The 20,768-nt window shown below is 49.1% G+C and carries 18 protein-coding genes; 8 read left to right on the top strand and 10 right to left on the bottom strand.

The features are described from left to right. Positions 1–107: 107 nt before the first annotated feature. The 5 genes from H6859_02230 to H6859_02210 all read right to left on the bottom strand — a co-directional run bounded on the left by H6859_02230 (position 108) and on the right by H6859_02210 (position 6,067). The gene (locus H6859_02230) at positions 108–1,781 is read right to left on the bottom strand and encodes a L,D-transpeptidase family protein (protein USO06043.1); all 1,674 of its coding nucleotides are present in this window, start codon (positions 1,779–1,781) and stop codon (positions 108–110) included. A gap of 81 nt (positions 1,782–1,862) precedes the next feature. Next, the gene (ilvD, locus tag H6859_02225; GenBank protein ID USO06042.1) at positions 1,863–3,605 is read right to left on the bottom strand and encodes a dihydroxy-acid dehydratase; all 1,743 of its coding nucleotides are present in this window, start codon (positions 3,603–3,605) and stop codon (positions 1,863–1,865) included. 88 nt (positions 3,606–3,693) lie between these two features. Then, entirely contained in the window at positions 3,694–4,200 is a 507-nt protein-coding gene (locus H6859_02220; protein ID USO06041.1) for a PH domain-containing protein, read from the bottom strand. A 178-nt stretch (positions 4,201–4,378) separates the two neighbouring features. Further along, positions 4,379–4,918, bottom strand: coding sequence for a PH domain-containing protein (locus H6859_02215; GenBank protein USO06040.1), 540 nt, complete (start codon positions 4,916–4,918; stop codon positions 4,379–4,381). Positions 4,919–4,984: 66 nt separating this feature from the next. Beyond that, the gene (locus tag H6859_02210) at positions 4,985–6,067 is read right to left on the bottom strand and encodes an ATP-dependent 6-phosphofructokinase (GenBank protein ID USO06662.1); all 1,083 of its coding nucleotides are present in this window, start codon (positions 6,065–6,067) and stop codon (positions 4,985–4,987) included. Between the two features lie 154 nt (positions 6,068–6,221). Between H6859_02210 and H6859_02205 the strand changes: the two genes are divergently transcribed. The 6 genes from H6859_02205 to H6859_02180 are packed head-to-tail and all read left to right on the top strand — an operon-like array spanning position 6,222 to position 10,062. Beyond that, a complete protein-coding gene (locus H6859_02205; GenBank protein USO06661.1) occupies positions 6,222–6,425 on the top strand; it encodes a DUF465 domain-containing protein in 204 nt (67 codons plus the stop codon). Between the two features lie 27 nt (positions 6,426–6,452). Next, a complete protein-coding gene (gene purE, locus H6859_02200) occupies positions 6,453–6,950 on the top strand; it encodes a 5-(carboxyamino)imidazole ribonucleotide mutase (GenBank protein ID USO06039.1) in 498 nt (165 codons plus the stop codon). Positions 6,951–6,963: 13 nt separating this feature from the next. After that, positions 6,964–8,022: a 5-(carboxyamino)imidazole ribonucleotide synthase gene (locus H6859_02195; GenBank protein ID USO06038.1), complete on the top strand. Its 1,059-nt coding sequence runs from the start codon at positions 6,964–6,966 to the stop codon at positions 8,020–8,022. 4 nt (positions 8,023–8,026) lie between these two features. Then, positions 8,027–9,442 carry a class II fumarate hydratase gene (fumC, locus tag H6859_02190; GenBank protein ID USO06037.1) on the top strand — a complete coding sequence of 472 codons (1,416 nt, stop codon included), beginning with the start codon at positions 8,027–8,029 and terminating at the stop codon, positions 9,440–9,442. Positions 9,443–9,446: 4 nt separating this feature from the next. Then, a complete protein-coding gene (locus H6859_02185; GenBank protein ID USO06036.1) occupies positions 9,447–9,806 on the top strand; it encodes a hypothetical protein in 360 nt (119 codons plus the stop codon). Positions 9,807–9,840: 34 nt separating this feature from the next. Continuing rightward, entirely contained in the window at positions 9,841–10,062 is a 222-nt protein-coding gene (locus H6859_02180) for a ribbon-helix-helix domain-containing protein (protein USO06035.1), read from the top strand. On the opposite strand, the gene H6859_02175 is transcribed toward H6859_02180, so the two are convergent. Together H6859_02175 and H6859_02170 are read right to left on the bottom strand one after the other, a co-directional pair. Then, on the bottom strand, positions 10,043–13,495 hold the full coding sequence (locus H6859_02175) for an AsmA family protein (GenBank protein ID USO06034.1): 3,453 nt from the start codon (positions 13,493–13,495) through the stop codon (positions 10,043–10,045). The two genes, H6859_02180 and H6859_02175, sit on opposite strands and share 20 nt — an antisense overlap. Positions 13,496–13,595: 100 nt before the next feature. Further along, positions 13,596–14,126, bottom strand: coding sequence for a cyclic nucleotide-binding domain-containing protein (locus H6859_02170; protein ID USO06033.1), 531 nt, complete (start codon positions 14,124–14,126; stop codon positions 13,596–13,598). Between the two features lie 127 nt (positions 14,127–14,253). Here H6859_02170 and H6859_02165 point away from each other — a divergent pair, with 127 nt between their 5' ends. Continuing rightward, the gene (locus H6859_02165; protein ID USO06032.1) at positions 14,254–14,514 is read left to right on the top strand and encodes a hypothetical protein; all 261 of its coding nucleotides are present in this window, start codon (positions 14,254–14,256) and stop codon (positions 14,512–14,514) included. A gap of 17 nt (positions 14,515–14,531) precedes the next feature. Here H6859_02165 and phbB read toward each other — a convergent pair whose 3' ends face one another. Then, positions 14,532–15,257 carry an acetoacetyl-CoA reductase gene (gene phbB / locus H6859_02160; protein ID USO06031.1) on the bottom strand — a complete coding sequence of 242 codons (726 nt, stop codon included), beginning with the start codon at positions 15,255–15,257 and terminating at the stop codon, positions 14,532–14,534. Positions 15,258–15,278: 21 nt separating this feature from the next. Further along, entirely contained in the window at positions 15,279–16,466 is a 1,188-nt protein-coding gene (locus H6859_02155; protein ID USO06030.1) for an acetyl-CoA C-acetyltransferase, read from the bottom strand. Between the two features lie 186 nt (positions 16,467–16,652). Between H6859_02155 and phaR the strand changes: the two genes are divergently transcribed. Then, positions 16,653–17,186, top strand: coding sequence for a polyhydroxyalkanoate synthesis repressor PhaR (gene phaR, locus H6859_02150; GenBank protein ID USO06029.1), 534 nt, complete (start codon positions 16,653–16,655; stop codon positions 17,184–17,186). A 121-nt stretch (positions 17,187–17,307) separates the two neighbouring features. Here the strand turns inward: phaR and H6859_02145 are convergent, their stop codons facing one another. After that, positions 17,308–20,640: a hypothetical protein gene (locus H6859_02145; protein USO06028.1), complete on the bottom strand. Its 3,333-nt coding sequence runs from the start codon at positions 20,638–20,640 to the stop codon at positions 17,308–17,310. Positions 20,641–20,768: the final 128 nt, after the last annotated feature.

Here is a 20,768-nt window from a genome sequence, read left to right as displayed (position 1 = left end):
CTAACAGAATTTTCGAACGAGAAAAAGGCCAAAACCAAAGAAAACCAGCCTGCTTCTCCATAAAATGCTTCACACACCCGAAAAGGCGCAAAAAACCGTTCCTAACCTCAAGTATTATCCACAGGAATAAAGATTCCGTCAATATCCTTAAGCATTTTTATTAAATTATCGTCAAAACCATACAAATCCTGACCATAAACAAGCCCACCCTGATCATTAACCCACACAGTATAGTACAGCAGATAAACAGGGATTGGATCTGAAATATAAAGATCGCGCGTCTTTTTATCCTGCACTAAAGCCGCCAAGTCCTCTTCATTCCAACCCTTGCGATGCTTAAGGATAAAATCCGCCATCCGCTCTGGGTCTTTCATCCGCACACACCCCGAAGAAGCCGCGCGATTCGCCCGCTCAAAATAATGCCGCTCATTCGTGTCATGCAGATAAATATTATAGGCATTGGGCATCAAAACCCGGATACTCCCCAGCGGATTATGCGCGCCAGGTATCTGCACCATCCGCAGATCTTTCAACTCCTCTTCCGTAACATTTTCCCAATCAAACACCAACGGATCAAGCGTCATCGCCCCTTCCCCGCGCCCACTGATAAGCTGCATCCCCTTATGCGTCAGATATTCAGGATCTTCCCGCAACTTTGGTAAAATATCATCACGTTTAATTGTCGGCGGCACAGTCCAATCCGGATTAAGTCGCACACCATGAATTTCCGCACGAAAAATATTCGTCGGACGCTCCTTACGCCCCACAATCACGGGCATCTCAAACGCCACATGCCCGCCCTCCACGGCCCAGAGCATCGCCGAAGGCACATTCACCACCACGAAGGTATCGGGCTTTTCCTCTTCAACCCAGCGAAGCCTCTCAAGATTAGCGACAAGCTGCAAGATTTTATGCTCGCGCGCGCGGTTAAGAATATCCAGAGTTTGCTGCCCGACAATTCCATCATCTTTCAGGCTATTATCCCGCTGAAACCGAATAACCGCCGCAGCAAGTCTATCATCGTACAAATACGGATCATCCGTCTGCGGCCTACCCGCATTCAGTCGCAAACGCAAATCTGGCACAGATTCATCCCGCTCATTCGGCTTTAATAATCCCTTCATACGAATCGGCAATACTTTCTCATAATCTTCCGGCTTACTATTCACCAGTGTAACCAATTCCCGCTGTATCTGCTTATAAGTCTGCCCCTGCGGTTCAAAAGATTCGATCAAATCCTCAATATCGCGTTGCGCATTCAATCGCTCAAATAAATACGCCCCGGCAAGCGGCGCACGCCAATAACGCCAATGCGACTTTAATGAACCCGGATTCACCCGAATGCCCGTCAAATCTTGCGCCAAGCGTAAATAAGCATCACTGAGCAACACATCAAGCTCACCCAAAAGTGCCTCATCGCGCTGTCCCACCAATTCATGCAGCCGTTTCAAATGATAGCTATAAGGATTAAAGCCATGCCGCCAGCTCTTTTCAATAATCTCCAGAAAATCCCGCGCATTCGTTTTTGCCCGAGAGCGCGAAACCCAATACGGCTCATACCCACGCTGGCTATAAAATACCTCCAGCGCTTTCACGTCTTTAAATGCCTTGCATGCCGCACGGTCTTCAAATGTAGCGTAGATCGCACCACTGACACCTGCCTGCACATTGAGCAACTGCTCGGCGCTCACCGGTTCTTGTGCGCTCACAGGAACAATAGGCACCGCAAATATTGCAGCGCCCACAACCAAACCCGAATACAAAAGAAATTTACGCGTCATAAACAACATCAAAGGAAAGTGTGAATCACTCCCGGGCAACGTAACACGAAAACAATAATTTTTCACGAACTAAGCGCGCACCTAAAGCTCCACATATATATGAGTCTCTTCCTTCGCCCCCGGATGCGTTACCGCACCATCACGCGCCGGGCCAACCTGATCGGCATATTTCCACAAAGCGCCGGAATTATAATTCGTCTTACGCGGCTTCCATTCGCTGCGGCGCGCCGCCAGCTCTTCATCAGATAACAGAACCTCCAGCGTACCAGCCTCCGCGTCAATACGAATAATATCACCATCTTGAATAAGCCCGATCGGACCGCCCACGGCAGCTTCCGGCCCAACATGACCGATACAGAAACCGCGCGTCCCGCCGGAAAAACGCCCATCAGTGATCAAGGCAACCTTACTTCCGGCCCCTTGCCCGTATAAAGCCGCCGTCGTCGAGAGCATCTCACGCATCCCCGGACCGCCTTTGGGACCCTCATAGCGCACAACAATCACATCACCGTCTTCATACTCACGCGCCTGCACCGACCTGAACGCCGCTTCTTCACCATCAAAAATCCGCGCCGGCCCTTCAAAAACAAACTCCTCCAGCCCGGCAATTTTTACAATAGCCCCCTCCGGTGCCAAATTGCCTGTCAAACCGACAACGCCGCCAGTCGGATGAATGGGGTTAGAGCATGGAAACACTACATCCTGACCTTCAGGAAAGCGCACATCAGCATAATTTTCAGCCAGCGTTTTACCCGTAATCGTCAGACAATCACCATGCAAAAAGCCATTATCCAGCAATTCCTTAATCACCACGCCAACACCGCCAATATCATACAGATCCTTGGCCACATATTTTCCGCCGGGGCGCAAATTGGCAATCAATGGTGTTTTCTTGAAGATTTCAGCCACCTCTTCCAGCGGAAAATCAATTCCCGCCTCATGCGCAATTGCCGGCAAATGCAGCCCCGCATTGGTGCTGCCGCCCGTTGCCGCCACAATCGCCGCGGCATTTTCCAAAGATTTCCGCATCACAATATCACGCGGCAAGATCCCATTTTTAAGACACTCCACCACAGCTTCACCGCAAGCCTTGGCATAGCTTTCTTTCGTATGATCCTCTGCCGGAATGCCGTTAGCACCCGGCAAAGCAAGCCCCATCACTTCCGCCACGCAGGCCATCGTATTGGCTGTAAACTGACCGCCGCAAGCCCCGGCTCCAGGCAAAGCGCCACACTCACAAGCATAAAGCTCTTCATCGCTGACCTTACCAACAGCATGCTCGCCAACGGCTTCAAACACCGTCACAATATCAGCATCCTGACCACGAAACTTGCCGGGCAAAATCGTCCCGCCATAAAGAAAAACAGAAGGTACATTCAGGCGCACCATCACCATCATCATTCCCGGCAAAGACTTGTCACACCCCGCAAGCCCCACCAGCGCATCATAACAATGCCCGCGCATGGTCAATTCCACACTATCGGCAATCACTTCACGGCTCGCCAGAGACGAACGCATCCCTTCATGCCCCATCGCAATCCCGTCCGTCACCGTAATCGTCGTAAATTCGCGCGGCGTCGCCCCGGCTTCTTTTACCCCGGCCTTCACAAACTGCGCCTGCTCGGCTAACTTAATATTACACGGTGCCGCCTCATTCCAGCACGTTGCCACCCCCACCAAAGGCTTGGCAATATCTTCGTCTGTCAAGCCCATAGCGCGGAGCATAGCCCGGCGCGGCGCGGCGTCCGGCCCCTCCGTCACATGCCGACTCACCAGCTTGTCTTTATTCCATCCGTTCGGGTGCGCATGTTTTTTATCAGACATAATACTATCTCTTCTTTTGTATGAAGTTGTTTATTGCCTCTGTTTTTACAGAAAGCGCAAAAGAATGGAAGAGCGGAAATAAACCTTTTTAGGCATCTTCTTCCAATTCATCCTCGCTTAAGGTCAAATGATTATAGGCATGACGCAGCTCCGGCCCGTTCGCAACATAGGGAATTACAACATAGCGCTGCCCCGTCCCCATAATCACAACATTGGAATAGCCCATAAGATAGCCCGGCGGCATGCGCTCTAATTCCACGCTTTCAATCTTGGAAAAGCGTATATCCACAACATCGACCTGCAAAATGCCATAACGAAAAAACATCCGCTTGTTCGTCAATACCAGCATTAAAATTTCTTTTTTAATTGAGGCATAAATAAACATAATGATAGCCGTCACCACCAGCAAAACCCCAAGCTCAATGGCCAACAAGCCGACAAGCACAGCCAAAACAAACACAGCAACCGATTTCCAATAAATACCAATATTACTGATCTCAGCCTGCTTTATAATTTTTTCGCCTTTAACCAGTAAATCTTGTGGATTACCCTTCTTAAACAACCCTCCACTCTTTTTAACCGCTTCTTCACTCATGATGCTTTTCCCCTTTGTTTTTCTTTACTCTTCGCAGAGAAACGGATCGAAAACCTTATGTTTCGAAAACCGGAAGCGTAAGTGTACATCAAGTACATGCGAACCGGAAGCGCACTTGTGTCCTGCGGGTAGAAACATGATGTTTGCAGGTCGTTTATCCATGAAGAGTAAAGAAAAACTAGATTGTGCGCGCTCTTTCAATCGCCTGGCGAAACGCAATCGGATCCTCAATCGGCGGCAAAACCACCTCGCCAATCCCCATCCCACGCACCGCCAGACGGCCATAATTGAAAATCCGTCCCAAAATAGTCTGCAAAACATTCACCCCTTCAATCCGGTCAATACTCATCTCACCGACCTGCCGCGCAACCAGCCCGCGCTTATACACCAACCGCGTATTGGTAATCGCAATTTCAGTCGTCGCCTTCACCACCATCATCTGCGCAAAGCTAAGCAGACCAAGGACGAAGGCAATAAAGGCCGCAATTCTAAGACCTGGATGCAAAAGATCTAAATTTTGCAAACCTTCCATAATCGGCAAATTAGCAGGAAAGATGCCCATTTGTTTGTAAACGATCACACCGCCAACCACGATCATCAGGCTGATGATAATCCCCCAGATAATCGCCATGAAGGCATGCACCGTGTACATCCAGTGAAATTTCCCGACATGAACCAGCTCTTCATTCGGCCCCAGCGATTGTTCTACATATAGCATTCAAATTCCTTAATCTTGTTCCCATCAGCTTAGCCTGAAACGCTGACCTGCTTCAATCCCGCTTTTCTAATCCCCGAATGAAATCCCGAGGCTGCGGGCTGTATGAACCAAAAAGCCATCAGACTCCACCACGCGGCACTTTTTAATCGCATCTTCAATCGGCACGGCCACAGCCTCCCGGCCACGCCACGCGACCATCTTGCCATATGTCCCTTCCGCGATAAGATCGACGGCTTTAACCCCCAGCCCTTGCGCCAGTAAACGATCATTATGGGTAGGATTCCCGCCGCGCTGAACATGCCCCAGAACAGTCACGCGCGTTTCAAACCCGGTTGCTTCGGCAATTCTTGGCCCTAAATATTCACCAATTCCGCCATAACGCGTTTCACCGCCATGATAAACAACCTCGCGCTTTTCACCCTCAGGCCCTTTCACAGCTTCCGACACAATCACAAGCGCAAAATTCCGCCCGCTTTCTTTAACGCGTTGTATTTTCTTCGCAATCCCTTCCAGCGTATAAGGGATTTCAGGAATCAAAATCACGTCCGCCCCGCCGGCAATGCCCGCATTCAACGCAATATGCCCCGCATCGCGCCCCATCACTTCCAAAATCATCACCCGGTCATGACTGGCCGCCGTTGGCTGCAAACGGTCCAAAGCCTCTGTCGCAACTTCCAAAGCCGTATCAAATCCGACAGAAACATCCGTCATCGCCAGATCATTATCAATCGTCTTCGGGATTCCCACCATGTTAAGACCGCCCTTCTTGGTCAAACGGCTAAGAATATCAAAACTCCCGTCACCGCCAATCCCGATCAACGCCTCAATATCCAGATCCTTAAGCGCGGCAATCACTTCCTCCGAGCGATCCTTAACCGTTCCATCATCCACCTTATAACGAAAAGGATCGCGGCTATTCGTCGTCCCCAAAATCGTTCCTCCTCGGCGCATAACAAACCCGTCAAAATCAGTTGGATGCAATTTCCGTACACGATAAGGAGTTTCCAACAACCCTGCCGTACCATTTTCAATGCCGATAACGCTCCAACCGAGCAAATCGGCCCGATGCACCACCGCCCGCATAACCGCGTTTAACCCGGCACAATCACCGCCACTGGTCAGAATCCCAATTGTTTTTGACATAGTTATCCACCTTAAGAGAATTAAAAGAAGAGTTTACAAGGCGAAGAATGAATACCCTGTTAAATTCTATATCCATGATACGCATTTTCTATTATCAAACAACATTTTATGTGTTAGGCTTAAGCCTTTAAAGGATCAATTTTTGTACGACTTTTCTGATATGGAAGATCAAGAAGAACTTCAAGCGAAACTGGCGGAATACCAGAGCGAGCACAAAGCGCTTGATCACATGATCGAGATCGCGATGGCGAGTGATAAGCCTGTCAATTTACTACATATACAACAGCTCAAAAAGAAAAAGCTGTGGCTCAAAGACATGATCAAAAAGATTGAAAGCGACCTGATCGACGACATTATTGCTTAATCCCCTCAAAACATTTATAAAGTGCTCATGACTCATACGGATAAAGACCCTCAAGTTGGCATCATCATGGGCTCCCAGAGCGATTGGGACACCATGGGGGAGGCCCATGACATCCTGCACGAATTAAACATCCCGCACGAAGTCAAAATTGTTTCGGCGCATCGCACACCGGAGCGCCTGTATAATTACGCCGAAACCGCTAAGAATCGTGGACTGAAGGTGATTATCGCAGGCGCAGGCGGCGCGGCGCACCTGCCCGGCATGACCGCATCCATGACCCCGCTGCCCGTTTTGGGCGTTCCAGTTGAAAGCAAGGCCCTCAAAGGCATGGACTCCCTGCTTTCCATCGCGCAAATGCCCGGCGGCATCCCTGTCGGTACGCTTGCCATCGGCAAAGCCGGTGCCAAAAACGCAGGCCTGCTTGCCGCCGCCATTCTGGCCACAGCCGATAAAACCATCGCCAAAGCTCTGGATGATTTCCGCGCAAAACAAACAGCTGACGTTGCACAAACACCCTCAGATTGATATAACCTCGTCCATGAATAAAATCACACTCGGCATACTCGGCGGCGGACAGCTCGGGCGAATGAGCGCGCTGGCTGCAGCCAATCTTGGCATTTCCGTTGTCATCTTCACTTCTGAGAAAAATTCTCCGGCCTCTCTCGTCGCCGCGAAGACGATTATTGCCGATTATACTGACGAGCGCGCCCTAAAAGAGTTTTCCAAAATTGTTGATGTAATTTCTTATGAATTCGAAAATATTCCAATAGAAACAATCCATTTCCTGCAAAAACTTAAGCCCGTTTATCCGAATGAAAAGCTACTGGAAGTTTCTCAAGACCGTCGCAGCGAAAAAAACTTCCTGGGCAGCATAAAAATACCGACCGGTCGGTATGCCCCTGTGGATAAACCTCAAGATATGCTCGATACGCTTGAAAAATGGAATGCGGACTCCTGCATATTAAAAACGACACGTTTCGGATATGATGGCAAGGGTCAAGCGCGCTATACAAGCGATTCCAATATCGATACGTTATGGACTCAATTTAATGGCGCACCTTTAATCATGGAAGAGATTATCGATTTCGATTGTGAAATTTCCGTCATCGTCGCCCGCGATGCCACCGGAAAAACCATCCATTATGATCCCGGTCTCAACGAACACAAAAACCATATCCTCTCCAAAACCACCGTACCCGCCCCGCTCGATAAAAATGTCCTGAGCGAAGCTGTTTCGCTCGCCGAAAAACTGGCGAAAGACGTAAACCTGCGCGGAGTCCTGACGTTGGAGCTTTTTGTTACCAAAGATAACCGCCTGCTCGCCAATGAAATCGCCCCGCGCACCCACAATTCCGGCCATTGGACGATTGACGCCTGCGCCCACTCACAATTCGAAAACCACGTCCGCGCCGTATGCGGCCTGCCCGTCATAGAGCCTCACCGCCATTCACCTTGCGAAATGCATAATCTCATTGGCGACGACATAAACCTTATTGAAAAATACCAGAGACAAGAAAACGCTTGCCTTCATGACTACGGCAAGCAAGATATAAGGCCGGGCCGCAAAATGGGCCATATCACAATTCTAAAGGACTAAAAACATGAGCAAGCCAGCGAAAAACCTCACAGATACCCGCACAGAAAGCGATTCTATCGGCGATATGCAAGTCCCGGCCGAGGCCTATTACGGCGCGCAAACCGCTCGTTCTTTGATGAATTTCGACATCGGCACCGAAAAAATGCCTTCCGCCCTCATCCGTGCTCTGGGCATTCAGAAAAAAGCCGCCGCCTTGGCCAATATCAAGCAAGGCTCAATGGACAAAGACCTCGGTAAAACCATCATCAAAGCCGCGGAGGAAGTCATTGATGGCACACTGGCCGACCAGTTCCCTCTCGCCATATGGCAAACCGGCTCCGGCACACAATCCAACATGAACGCCAACGAAGTTATCTCCGGGCGCGCCAACGAAATCCTCACTGGCACACGCGGCGGTAAAGAACCCGTTCACCCGAACGATCACTGCAATATGGGCCAAAGCTCGAACGATACCTTCCCCACAGTAATGCACATCGCCGCCGTGGAGGAAATTCACACATCGCTGCTCCCCGCCTTGGAGCAACTCCACAAAGCGCTGGAGGCTAAATCCAAAGCCTTCGCCACGCTCGTCAAAAACGGCCGCACACACCTCCAGGACGCCACACCGCTCACGCTAGGCCAGGAATTCTCCGGCTACGCCAAACAGGTCGAATATGGTATCGCCCGTGTAAAAGACACCCTGCCGCGCCTTTATCAACTCGCCCAGGGCGGAACGGCTGTCGGCACCGGCATCAACACACGCATCGGATTTGACATAGAATTCGCCGCGCAAGTCGCTGAAATCACCGGCTTGCCCTTTGTCACCGCCGAAAATAAATTCGAAGCCTTGGCCGCCCACGACGCACTGGTAGAAACCTCCGGCGCGCTCAACACGCTGGCCGTATCGCTCATGAAAATCGCCAACGACATCCGCTTGCTCGGCTCCGGCCCGCGATCGGGGATCGGCGAAATTGCCCTGCCAGCCAACGAGCCCGGCTCCTCTATCATGCCCGGAAAGGTCAACCCAACCCAGTGTGAAGCCCTCACCATGGTCTGCGCACAAGTCATGGGCAATCATACGACTGTATCGATAGCGGGCTCTAACGGACATTTCGAACTCAACGTCTTCAAACCCGTCATCATCTACAATGTCCTGCAATCAATCCGCCTGCTCGCCGACAGTACGAAAAGCTTTACCAAGCGCTGCGTCGAAGGCATTGAGGCAAACGAAAAACGCATCACTGAGTTGATGGAAAACTCATTAATGCTTGTCACCGCGCTCAACCCTCATATCGGCTATGACAACGCGGCCAAAATCGCCAAGAAAGCCCACGCCGACGGCACAACGCTCAAACAAACAGCCATAGAACTCGGCCTGCTCACAGAAGAGCAATTCGACGAATGGGTAGACCCGCTCTCTATGATCAAACCAAGAGATTAAAAAAATGTATGACATACCTAACGACTTCAACGAGTTATTATCTGGATGCCGTGGGGAAATTAATCTAGTAGGTTTCGGGCCATACGATATTCAGATCCACTGTGGAAACTACACGATACAAACATATGCACACCTCAAATACGTAACAAAAGAAAAAACCTTCACTGGTAATGCAGAAGAGCAACAAAGTAGAGAAGTTCTTTTAAAGTGCATTGGGCAAGATATTAAGGATATTCAAAAGATAAACGAAAATAGCTTTGTCGTGAGCATTTCTAATGGAGATAAAATTACATTCATTGCGGATAAACCGGAATTTGAATGCATAATGGTAAGAATGCCAGACAATATGGATATTATTATTTAAAAAACTCTGTGTACTCCGTGCCTCTGTGGTAAAAATGAAAAAACACTCCGTCAACATCCTTGGCCATCAAACCAGCATCACACTGGAAGACGAGTTCTGGGACGCACTAAAAACCGAAGCCAGCGCGCAGGACCTCTCACTCAATAAACTCGTCGCTGAAATCGACGAGCAGCGCGGCGAGAATAATCTCTCCAGTGCTATCCGCCTCTATATCCTCAAAATGCTGCAACAAAAACTTACTGAAGCAACCCCTTAAGCAACCCCTGAATGGCTTCTTGTGCTTTTTCTTCATCACTCTTAGGCGGCGGCGCAGGCGCTACAGGCTGCACTTGCGGCTGCTTCTGCGTAGAAGGCTGCTGCTCACCAGAAGCCGGCTCAGTTTCTGTTACAGGAGGCAGTGTTCCATCTGTTTTAGCACGTTTCTGCGGCAAAACACCAAACTTCTGCAACTTCTCCGTCACATCCTTACCCAGTAAATCCGGCAACTCTTCCACTACCTTTTGCTGCAAGCGTTGACGAACAAACGTATCGAACAACCCGCTACCAAACGTATTACTAGGATTATCCAGAGATCCCTTAATCACCACATCAAACGGGTCCACATCCGGTGCATTGGCCAGCGTTACCGTGTGCATCGTATCAATCCACCAACGCGGCAAATTCACAGACCCTTTCGAGTCAATCTTTGCCTCAGACCCCGCCATCACCATCTCGGTAATATTAACGCGGCCCGCTTCAATCGCATAAACGCCCTTCACCGTATCAAACGCAGTCTCTCCACTGCTGGTCGACGCATTCAAAATCTGCTGCACCCGCGGCAACGGCTTGTTGCTTTCCATCAAGGCACCTGCCAACCCGGCCAGATCAAACCCCTTCATCACCACATTATTCCCGGCCAGATTGGCCCGCCCATTTAAAGATCCGACAAGCGCCGCCTGCGATTCCCCGGTGCCGGATACATCAAAATCAAATGACACATCCCCTCTCGCCTGAATGCGCCCGGAGCCGACAAGAGCCTTGGCCAAAGCCCCCATATTAATATTGTCTATTTTACTAGCCATCTTCACAATCATCGGTGCCTTCGGTCCCGTTGATGAAACACTGCCCGCTGCACTAATCTGCCCGTCATACAAGCCTGCCTGTAAATCAGCAATATTCATCACACCATTTTGAAGTGTAAGCTTCAAAGCCGGTTTCTTCATATCCCACGTTTCATAAAGTATAGAATTCGCCGCCACATCGATATCCGCATTCATCGCATGCAACCAGCCCGCATCCATAGGCGCGCTCGACCATTTTTCAGCAGATTTTGAACCGGAAACGGCGGAAGATTGACCCACAGATGAACCACTCTTGCCACTTTTCAACACCAGATCGCCAAGCCGCAGACTTCCATTCAGCTCAGGCTTAGTACCGCTCGAATCCAGTCGAATTGCTCCGGTTATCGTTGTGCCAGCCAAGTCAGCCTTGATATTGCTCAAAGATGTCACCTTGCCATCCATCGCCACATCCGCTGCAAAATCCATAGGCTTGCTCAAAGAGGCATAACGCGGCGCGCCTGGCGCAAAGCTTTGCAACGCCTTATCCATATTCGGATGCTTTACCAATAGCGCCAAACCGCTAACAGAAAGTTGAGTCAACGGATGAGAAGCCCGCCCCTTCACGAAAACCTCACCGCCGAGCGCCTTAATAGACGCATCAACATTTAACGCCTTCAAATCCCCGCTGGCCTTAAGGCTCGCCTGCGTTCGCCCCAGATCCTTCGGCCACGCCGCCGTATCAACCTTAAATGCCCCGGCTAGCTTATAAGGATCAGGCGTATCGACCAAAACGCGAATATCCAGCCCCGCCATATTTTTCAAATCGCCAATCGTCCCGTTCACATTCACAACCGATCCGACAAATTGATCCGCCCCCGCTTTGACAATACGTAAAACACTAGGCCGCAGCGCCGCCTCTACGCCAAAACCTTTAATAGCATGTCCCTGAATGGTCGTATCATGAATCCGCAGATCCAAATCAACATCAAAGGGAAGCGCCAGCGTTTTCAGCGGCGCTAAAGGATCCCCAGCCACCGACCCACCTGAACCGTTCATCAGAGTGTCAAAATCCAGTTTATCTGCAACCACCTTAGCTTTCAATAAAGAGCGCGGCGTATCTTTTTGCCCCTCAAATGCACCGGAAAGTGAAAACGCCGCCTCATCCATATTGATTATGCCTTTATCAAGCGACAGGCCAGACGGACGCACCTTCCCTGCAAATTCAAACACTCCGCGCTTGGAATCTCGCACCAACGGCAAATTATTCATCCCGGTAAAAGCCTGCACCGTAATGGGTAAGTTTTGTGTCTCACCTTTAATTTCAAACGCTGCCACCGGACCGGAATAAATCACCATACCCGTCTTGGCTGACTTAGATTTATCCGCAAAACTCAAGGCCCCGGAAAACTGCATCCGCCCCTGACCAGGTACTTCCCCCACATCAACGAGACCAGCAAAACTTTTCTCTGTATTTTGTACAGTAAATTGAACCTTTTTTAAGACTTGCCCGTTCAGGACCACTCCCGGCACCTGCAAAGACAATTTAATATCGCCAACCTCTTGAATCTCAAGTGTTCCCGGCAGCATTCCGGCCAAAGAAGCCGCATCAAAAGACCCGCCATTTGAAGCTTTTTTGCGCCCGAAAATCGAGTCAAGATCAACAATATCTTGCCCGGTAAACGCCCCGTTCATGCTCAGCGGCTTCATAGCAATATCAACAGCCCCGTTAAGCTGCTTTCCCGCAACCTCTAACTCAGCATTTTTAAGTGAAGCCTTATCAGCATTCGCGCTCAACAAACCGCTAACCGCCAAAGCGCCTGATACTCCCGTTGACGATGCCTCCTTGCCACTCAGCGCCTTTAAATCTTCAATGCGAACAGAAATCTCGCCTTGCGCCTCCGGCATACCACCGAAGCTCAACACGCCCGCATAACGCGCATCAACGCCGCGAGAACGCGCTTTTACATTCAAACTGGTCGATTGTAATACCGTATCAATTTTCCCGCTCTTAGCCTCAAATTCAATCGGCTGATCATTATAAAGGAGCGATCCTTCCGCCTTAAACGGACCTTGCAAAGAGCTTGCCTGCACATCCAAATTCACCCCCCGAAGCTTATGCTCTGCCTTTTTCCCAGCCTCGCGATACTCAAAAACACCGTTTTCAATGCTTATATCTTCAAACGAAACTGCAAATTTCTGTGCCCCAGAAGACACCTTTTCGCCAGCGCTCAGCGCCTTTTTCGCGTTCACCATAGCTTCCAACTTCGGCGTCATAAAATTAAACCGCCCATCCACATCCTTAAACAGCGAAACCTGCGGAGCCTCCAGACGCACGGAACGCACGACTACCTGCCCATTGAAGAGCGGCATCAATTGGGCGCGCACATCAAGCTGCTTAAACGCTGCAAACACTTTTTCCCCCGCCTTATCCGACGGATCAAGCACCATCACATCAGCCAAAAACACCCGCGGACTAGGCAACAGCGCCAGCGAAATATCACCTTCAATACGCACATTATGCCCTGTAAGCTCCGCCACCTGTTGCAAAATCGGCTCTTTGTATTTATTCCAATCAAAAAAGCTCGGTGCCACCGCCAAACCGATCAACAGCATAACGAACAACGAAAAAACAGCGAATAACCATTTCATAAGAAATCTCCTGACGCGAGAGCATAAACAAGCCACACAAAAGTTTAAAGGTTCATGCTTTTATATAGGAAAAATGCTGCAAATGACAAGAAAACAAGAGCTAGGAATAGCGCTCTTCAAAAACATCGACAGCCTTTAAAAACTCTTCCAGCTTTGGCAAAACAGAAGCCTGAAATGTTCGCTGCCGAGCACGCGGCAAAGACGAGAGAATGTTGTCATAAATAATCTCCGTCGTCTCCACTAAATCCTTAACATCACTCTTCTTGTTAACCAGTGTATTATTTGCTGAAATCACACGCTGAGTAAGCATTTTCACAATCGCCGCAATAGTAGGATCCGTTTTTCCCAACTTCGCCTGAAAGGACTGGCGCGTAATAACAATCAAATTACAATCCTCAAGCGCCCGCACAGACGCCGTGCGCAACTCATCAAAGATCAGCGCCATTTCCCCGAAAATCTGCCCCAAATCTAGTTTGGCCAGACTAACTTCCCGACCTTCATTCTCGGTATAAACCTCAACCACGCCCGATTGAATAAGATACGCGCAATTCCCAGGCTCCCCTTCTTCCATAATCAAGGTTCCCTTAGGGACAAACCGGCGTTCAAGTATGACTGTAGATCCGCGACTCATATATCCGTTATACCCAGCATAAACCTGTAAAGAAAGAGGAATCCAATCGAACAAACTATGAGTTTGCCAGCTACAAAGACACATGATAAAAACAATTAAAGAAAACAACAATTTAAGAGCTAGAAAGATGAAGCAAAGAACAGAACAACTCACCGAAATTCTGAGAGCAGCAACCGCTCCAGGCGTAATGGGACTAAACAACGAACTCGCAAACACGCTCAACGCACTTGACGACACGAACATGTACACCGAACCTGATGCAGATGATGGGCCTGATTCAGACATAAAACTAACATCAAAAGACTGCGCAGAAACTATAGACGAAATGAGAGAACTATCGAAGCAAACAACCCAGCAAGTTCTGGATATGATACGAACTTGCGGCTAAGCCATGTTCCTGATGACCTAGACCATATATTGACCACCATTAGCCGAAAGTGTTGCACCGGTAATAAACGCAGCCCGCTCAGACACTAAAAACGACACAATCGCCGCGATTTCCTTCGGCGTCCCCATTCGCCCCACCGGTATCTGCTTCACAATACTTTCTAAAACGGCAGAATCCATCGCCTCGGTCATCTCCGTCTTGACATAGCCCGGACAAATCGCATTCACCGTAATACCTTTACGTGCACTTTCCAACGCCAATGCCTTGGTAAAACCAAGCATCCCGGCCTTGGCCGCTGAATAATTCGCCTGCCCCAGTTGGCCCTTTTGCCCGTTGATCGAACTGATATTAACGATCCGTCCCGCGCCCCGATCGCGCATCCCGCCAACCACAGCCCGGCACATATTAAAGCAGGAGGTCAGGTTTGTCTCAATCACCACATGCCAGTTCTCATCACTCATTTTATGCAACATTCCGTCCCGCGTAATGCCAGCGTTATTGACCAGAACACCGATCGGCCCCAGTTCCTTCTCAACCCTGGCCACAGCTTTTTCGCATTTACCAAGATCGGCCACATCAACCTTGAACGCCCGGCCTTTTGTTTCTTTTTCAAAGGCCTTGGCCGCAGGTTCATTGCCCGCATAAAAGGCTGCAACCTTGTACCCATCAGCCATCAGCGTTCGCGAAATCTCCAGACCAATCCCGCGCGTTCCGCCCGTAACAATTGCAACTTTATTTGTCATTTTTCTTCCTTCTAAAAACTACTAACGACTAACTTTTTCAACGCACATGGCAATCCCCATCCCGCCTCCAATACAAAGCGTTGCCAGCCCCTTCCCGGCCTCGCGCCGCTTCATTTCATGCAATAAGCTCGTAAGCACCCGCGCACCCGACGCGCCAATCGGATGCCCCAGAGCAATCGCCCCGCCATTCACATTGGTAATCTCAGGGTCAAAACCGGCTTCTTTCATAACGCAGCAAGCCTGCGCCGCAAAGGCCTCATTTGATTCCACCAATTCCAGATCACCGACAGACCACCCCGCTTTTTTCAAAGCCTTCGCACTGGCTGGAATCGGCCCCGTACCCATCACCTGCGGATCAACTCCCGCCATAGCCCAGCTTTTAATCTTCGCCAATGGCACAAGCCCTCGCTTTTCCGCCTCACTTTGGCGCATCAAAACAACAACTGCCGCTCCGTCATTAATACCCGAAGCATTTCCTGCCGTCACGCTCCCGTCTTTCTTGAATGCCGGACGAAGCCCGCTAAGCCCCTCTACTGTCACACCCGCACGCGGAAACTCATCTTGTTCAAACACAACCTCTTCTTTACGCTTTTTAATCGTCACCGGCACGATTTCATCTTTAAATTTACCTGCAACAATCGCGGCTTCCGCACGCTGTTGAGATTGCGCTGCAAACGTATCCTGCTCTTCACGGGAAATGGAATATTTTTCCGCAATATTTTCTGCCGTAATTCCCATATGGTAATCATTATAGATGTCCCAAAGCCCGTCCACAATCATCGTGTCACTAAGTTCTGTATTTCCAAATTTGACTCCATCACGCATATGTATGCAATGTGGCGAAGCACTCATATTTTCCTGACCACCAGCAATAACAATATTCGCGTCACCGCACAAAATTGACTGCATTCCCAGCGCAACACTACGCAAACCCGAACCACAAACCTGATTAATTGTATAAGCGGTTTTCTCCTCAGGAATACCTGCGTATATAGCAGCTTGCCGCGCCGGATTTTGCCCAAGCCCAGCCGTCAAAACCTGCCCTAATATAACCTCATCAATATCACCGGGCTTAAGCCCCGCATCTGTGATGACAGCCTCTATCACAACCTGCCCCAGTCTTGCAGCAGACACACCTGACAACGCGCCGCCAAACGCACCAATAGCCGTACGCTTTGCTGCAACAATTACCACCACACCTTCACTCATTTACACTCTCCATTTCCAGAACAAAAAACACTTTAAATCACCGCCAAGATATGGCGCGCCACACCACATGTAAATAAAAATAATTATATGCAACGCAAAATTTTCTTTTCAAAAAAAACATTATATGCTTATTATACCCTATTCCACTGCAGCAAATTATGAACTTTTAACCAAAGAAGGTGCAACATGGCCAAAGGTAAGAACGGGCAGGATAACCCGACTGTAATTAAGAAATATGCTAACCGCCGCCTATATGATACAGGACGCAGCAGCTACGTCACGCTTGATGATTTATGTGAAATGGTTAAAGACGGCATTGATTTCGTCGTCTATGATGCCAAGAGCGGCACCGATATCACCCGCTCCGTACTCACACAAATTATTGTCGAACAGGAATCCAAAGGCGAGAATCTTCTTCCCACCGGCTTTCTCAAAAACCTCATAGGCTTTTACGGCGACAACATCCAGTCAATCGTGCCCAATTATCTCGAACAAACGCTCGATACTTTTGTTAAAAACCAGGAACAGGTACGCGAACAAATCAACAAATCATTTGAAGGCATAAACCCGATACAAAATATGTTTCCGCCTATCCCCGGAAGTGCCGACTTTGAAGAAATGAGCCGCAAAAACATGGAAATGTTTGAAAACACCATGAAAATGTTCATGCCTTTTAATGCGGATTACACGGAACAAGATCCTCAAAAAAAGCAAAAATAATTTAGAAACTCAGTTTCGTGCATGCGAAAAAAAACGGGCTCCCAAAAAATTGGCGAGCCCGTTTGTCAATAGATACCCACGGGTAAACCCGTGGTGTTCTGTCCTACGGACCGCATAAAAATTATGAACCGATAATAAAACGCATCACCTTATTGCGCATCCCCATAGCTTTGCCAAGCGCCTCTGTCGGTGCCTCATGTGCAACAACGGTAAACCTCTCCCCTTGATTAAAGAAGAGCAATGACGCCCCGGAATCAACATCAGCCCCGACACATGCAACTTCATAACTATCGACGCGCATATTATCACCACCAATCGTATTATCGGGAACGACAGCAAACTCACCAGGACAACGGCTCTGCGTACGCTCAAGATAAGCCTGAACCATCTCATCGAACTGCGAAGACGAAGAAAGCGTTTTCTGTTCAGCAGAACCGTAAATACTATCATCGCTCCACTGATAGGCCACAGCATCCGCCGCCCCTTCATTAATTTTTTCAATCTTATCCATGCTAGAAACTTTAGCTTGCGTAATCAAATCAGTAATAGACAACGCACTCGAACGCACCCCTGCATATAGCCCAGGCGCAAATTCCAGCCCAACATGAGGATCGACGCCCTGTGCAGCAAGCTCAATCTCACTCGCATGATCAACCTCCATATCCTCAAACGGATCGGAACTTTGGCTCATCACAATATCCTCCGGCTCAAGCGCCACCTGCGAGTCCATATCCTTTACCAGCCACTCGGTCTCATTATGCGCGCCCTCAGCGCGCATTTTCATCATATATTCCTGACGCTGCGCTTCATTCACATCACCTAAATCTGAGTAAACATTCTTATCACCACTATCCTCCGCTATAGCGATTTCTGAACGAATAACTTCAACACCCTGCCTCTCAGCAAAAGCCTTAAGCGCCTCATACTCCCGCACCAAGACCTGCATTCGCGCCTGATTATTCGGATCCGTTATACGCATTTCCGTTTCAACCTGTTCTAAAGCCAAGGCAACGCCGCCATTTTGAAGTATTTCATTAGGCTCAGAAACAGGTACAACATCTAACTCTCCAATAATTTCAGCTCTTTGTGTCGCCTTAACAACTGGTTTTTGTGCCGGAACCGGCACATCAATGTGCACACTCTGGACAACAGGACCAGAACTTACCCCAGCCTCCTCCGGCACAGCCTGAACGGGCTGAGCTTTCCCTTCCGCAATCAGACTCTCCTGAACAACATTCTTTTCAGTATCATCCGGTAAAGATTGCACCTCACGTAAAAGAGGTTCCATATTTTCAAGCTTCTGCTCTGCAGCAGCTAACGCAATCTCAAGCTCTGTTTTCTCTGCCGTCAATGCAGCAACATCCCGCTCAGCAACCTCAATATGCTCTTTTTGTTGCACGATACTATCGCGATATTTCTCTGAAAGTTTCACAAGATCTGCCAACGCAGCCTTCATTTCATCTTGCCGTGTTTCAAGCTCCTCAATTTTCATAGAGGCTTTATCATTACTTTCAACCTGGCCCTGCAACTCAACAATTTTTGTCTCAGAATCTTTGAGCTCCTGACGCACCTGCCCCAACTCCGAAAGCTGCAAATCTTTACCCTGAATCTGTTCAAGCAATTCTGCGTTCTCAGCCAGCACACCCCGCAATTGCTCCTGCGCATTACCCGCAGCAATCCGAGTCTGCAATTCACTATTTACCCCTTCAAGGCGGGCAACCTCAGCCTCCAAAGTCGGGATCCGCGCAACTTTCTTTTCACCTTGAGCAGCCAACGCTTTCAAAGCATCACGCTCTGCCTCCAGATCTGCAATTCTCGCCACATGAGCGTTAGCGTCCGCCTCCGCCGCATCCGATCCCGCAGACAAACTTTGCTGCGCCACATCAAGCTGCGCACGCAAATCCTCATTCTCAGCCTCAAGGTTTTCAATGCGCGTTACCATCACATCACTTTGACTACGCTGCACTTCTTGAAAAGCCAGCTTTTCTTTTAAAGCAGCATTCTCATCACGCAGCGTCGCAAGCGCAGCCGTTCCCTCACTAATTTCAGTCAGCGCCTTCGTCTTAGACTCACTTTCAGCCTTCAACGCATCAACTTCATTTTCTAGCGCTGCAATCCTAACTGCTTGTTCATTACGCACCTTTTCAACCGTTTTTTCCTGCTCTTCATGAAATTGCGTTTCAAGATCCCCTTGCGCCTTCGCAGCCGTTTCCTGCAACAAACGATTTTCATTTTGCACCTGAGCAATCTGATGTCGAAGCTGCTCCAAAAGCTCAGCGTCCACCACCTTACTTCCCGCAGATGTTTTCAAAGCAGCATTCTCATTATTCAGCGCAGCAATCTGTTGTTTAAACTCACTACGCACAGCCTCGCGCGCCGCAAGAATTTTAGTGCTAAGCTGTGAATTCTCATTCTCCAGTTCCTCAATTTGCGAACGCAACCCATCAACCAACTCTTTCCCTTCACCCTGCGCATCAAGGCTTGCTTGCAAATTCCCATTACGCGTTTGCAAGGACTGGACTTCAGCTTCCAGAGCAGTAATGCGCTCAAGATCATGAGAAGATTGAACGACCTCGCCTGTCTGTAACAAGGCCTGCAACCGAGCATTTTCGTTTTCCAACGTAACAATCTTTGCGTCCAATGCTCGCACATCACTTTCCACTAAACTCTCACCAGCTTGTGCCGTTTGTGCTGCAGAAAGCTGCCGCTTCAACAATGCATTCGCATCCTCTAACTCACGGATTTTCCCTGATAACTGCACAACAGAAGAAGACGTCTCCTCTACGCCTTCATTTCGAGTGCTCATTTGCACCTTCAACGCCGCATTCTGCTCCTCTAAAGACGTAATCTGCCGCCGCAGCGCATTAATCTCCTGACGGAAAGATTTCCCGGCATTCACAACAGCCGCATCCATATCAGGCATAAGCGATCCATCTTCACCAGCCGCAGGCATCACCATGTTAACAACACACGCATCAAGCTTGAACTGTCCCTCATCTATATCGGCCACATTAAAATGATAAGACTGCCCATCCGTTTCCACGCGCAACAACCCTGTCCGAGCAAGGGCATCAAAAAATGAAGAATCCCGCCCCAAACGCACAACAAACGCCTTATCTGAAACCGGCTTAATTTCATAAGCACGCTGCTGACCAGCTCCTGGATCCAAAATAACCTTCATCGCCGCTTGCTGATTCAAAATAGGCCGTTGAAAATCCAGCGCAAACGAGGTCTCCGAAAACTCATTACGTGCCAATGTCAAAACCGTATCTTGATTATATTTCCGCGCTAACGCACAATACGCACCGCCAGCATCACCAATCTTGGAAACAGCCCACCCTGTAGACGGTGCCATTATGGAGCCCTTTTGCGCCAAAGCGTCGCCAACAAGCGCCGAACTGGCCAAAAACGCACCTAAAACAGCCACTGAAGAAACCAAAGATCGAATACGCATCGCTCTTTTCCCTTAAATGCAATGAAAATCAAAATAAAGACAGGACATTACAAAACTCACTTCCCAAAACACGAGCAAAAGAATCATAAACCGAAACCCCCACTCCAGCTTACGGTCATAAGGATATG

The organism is Rhodospirillales bacterium (assembly GCA_023898785.1).
Taxonomy (GTDB): domain Bacteria; phylum Pseudomonadota; class Alphaproteobacteria; order Micavibrionales; family Micavibrionaceae; genus TMED27.
The sequence above is the reverse complement of the archived record's forward strand: the minus strand, read 5'-3'. Positions and strand labels throughout refer to the sequence as shown.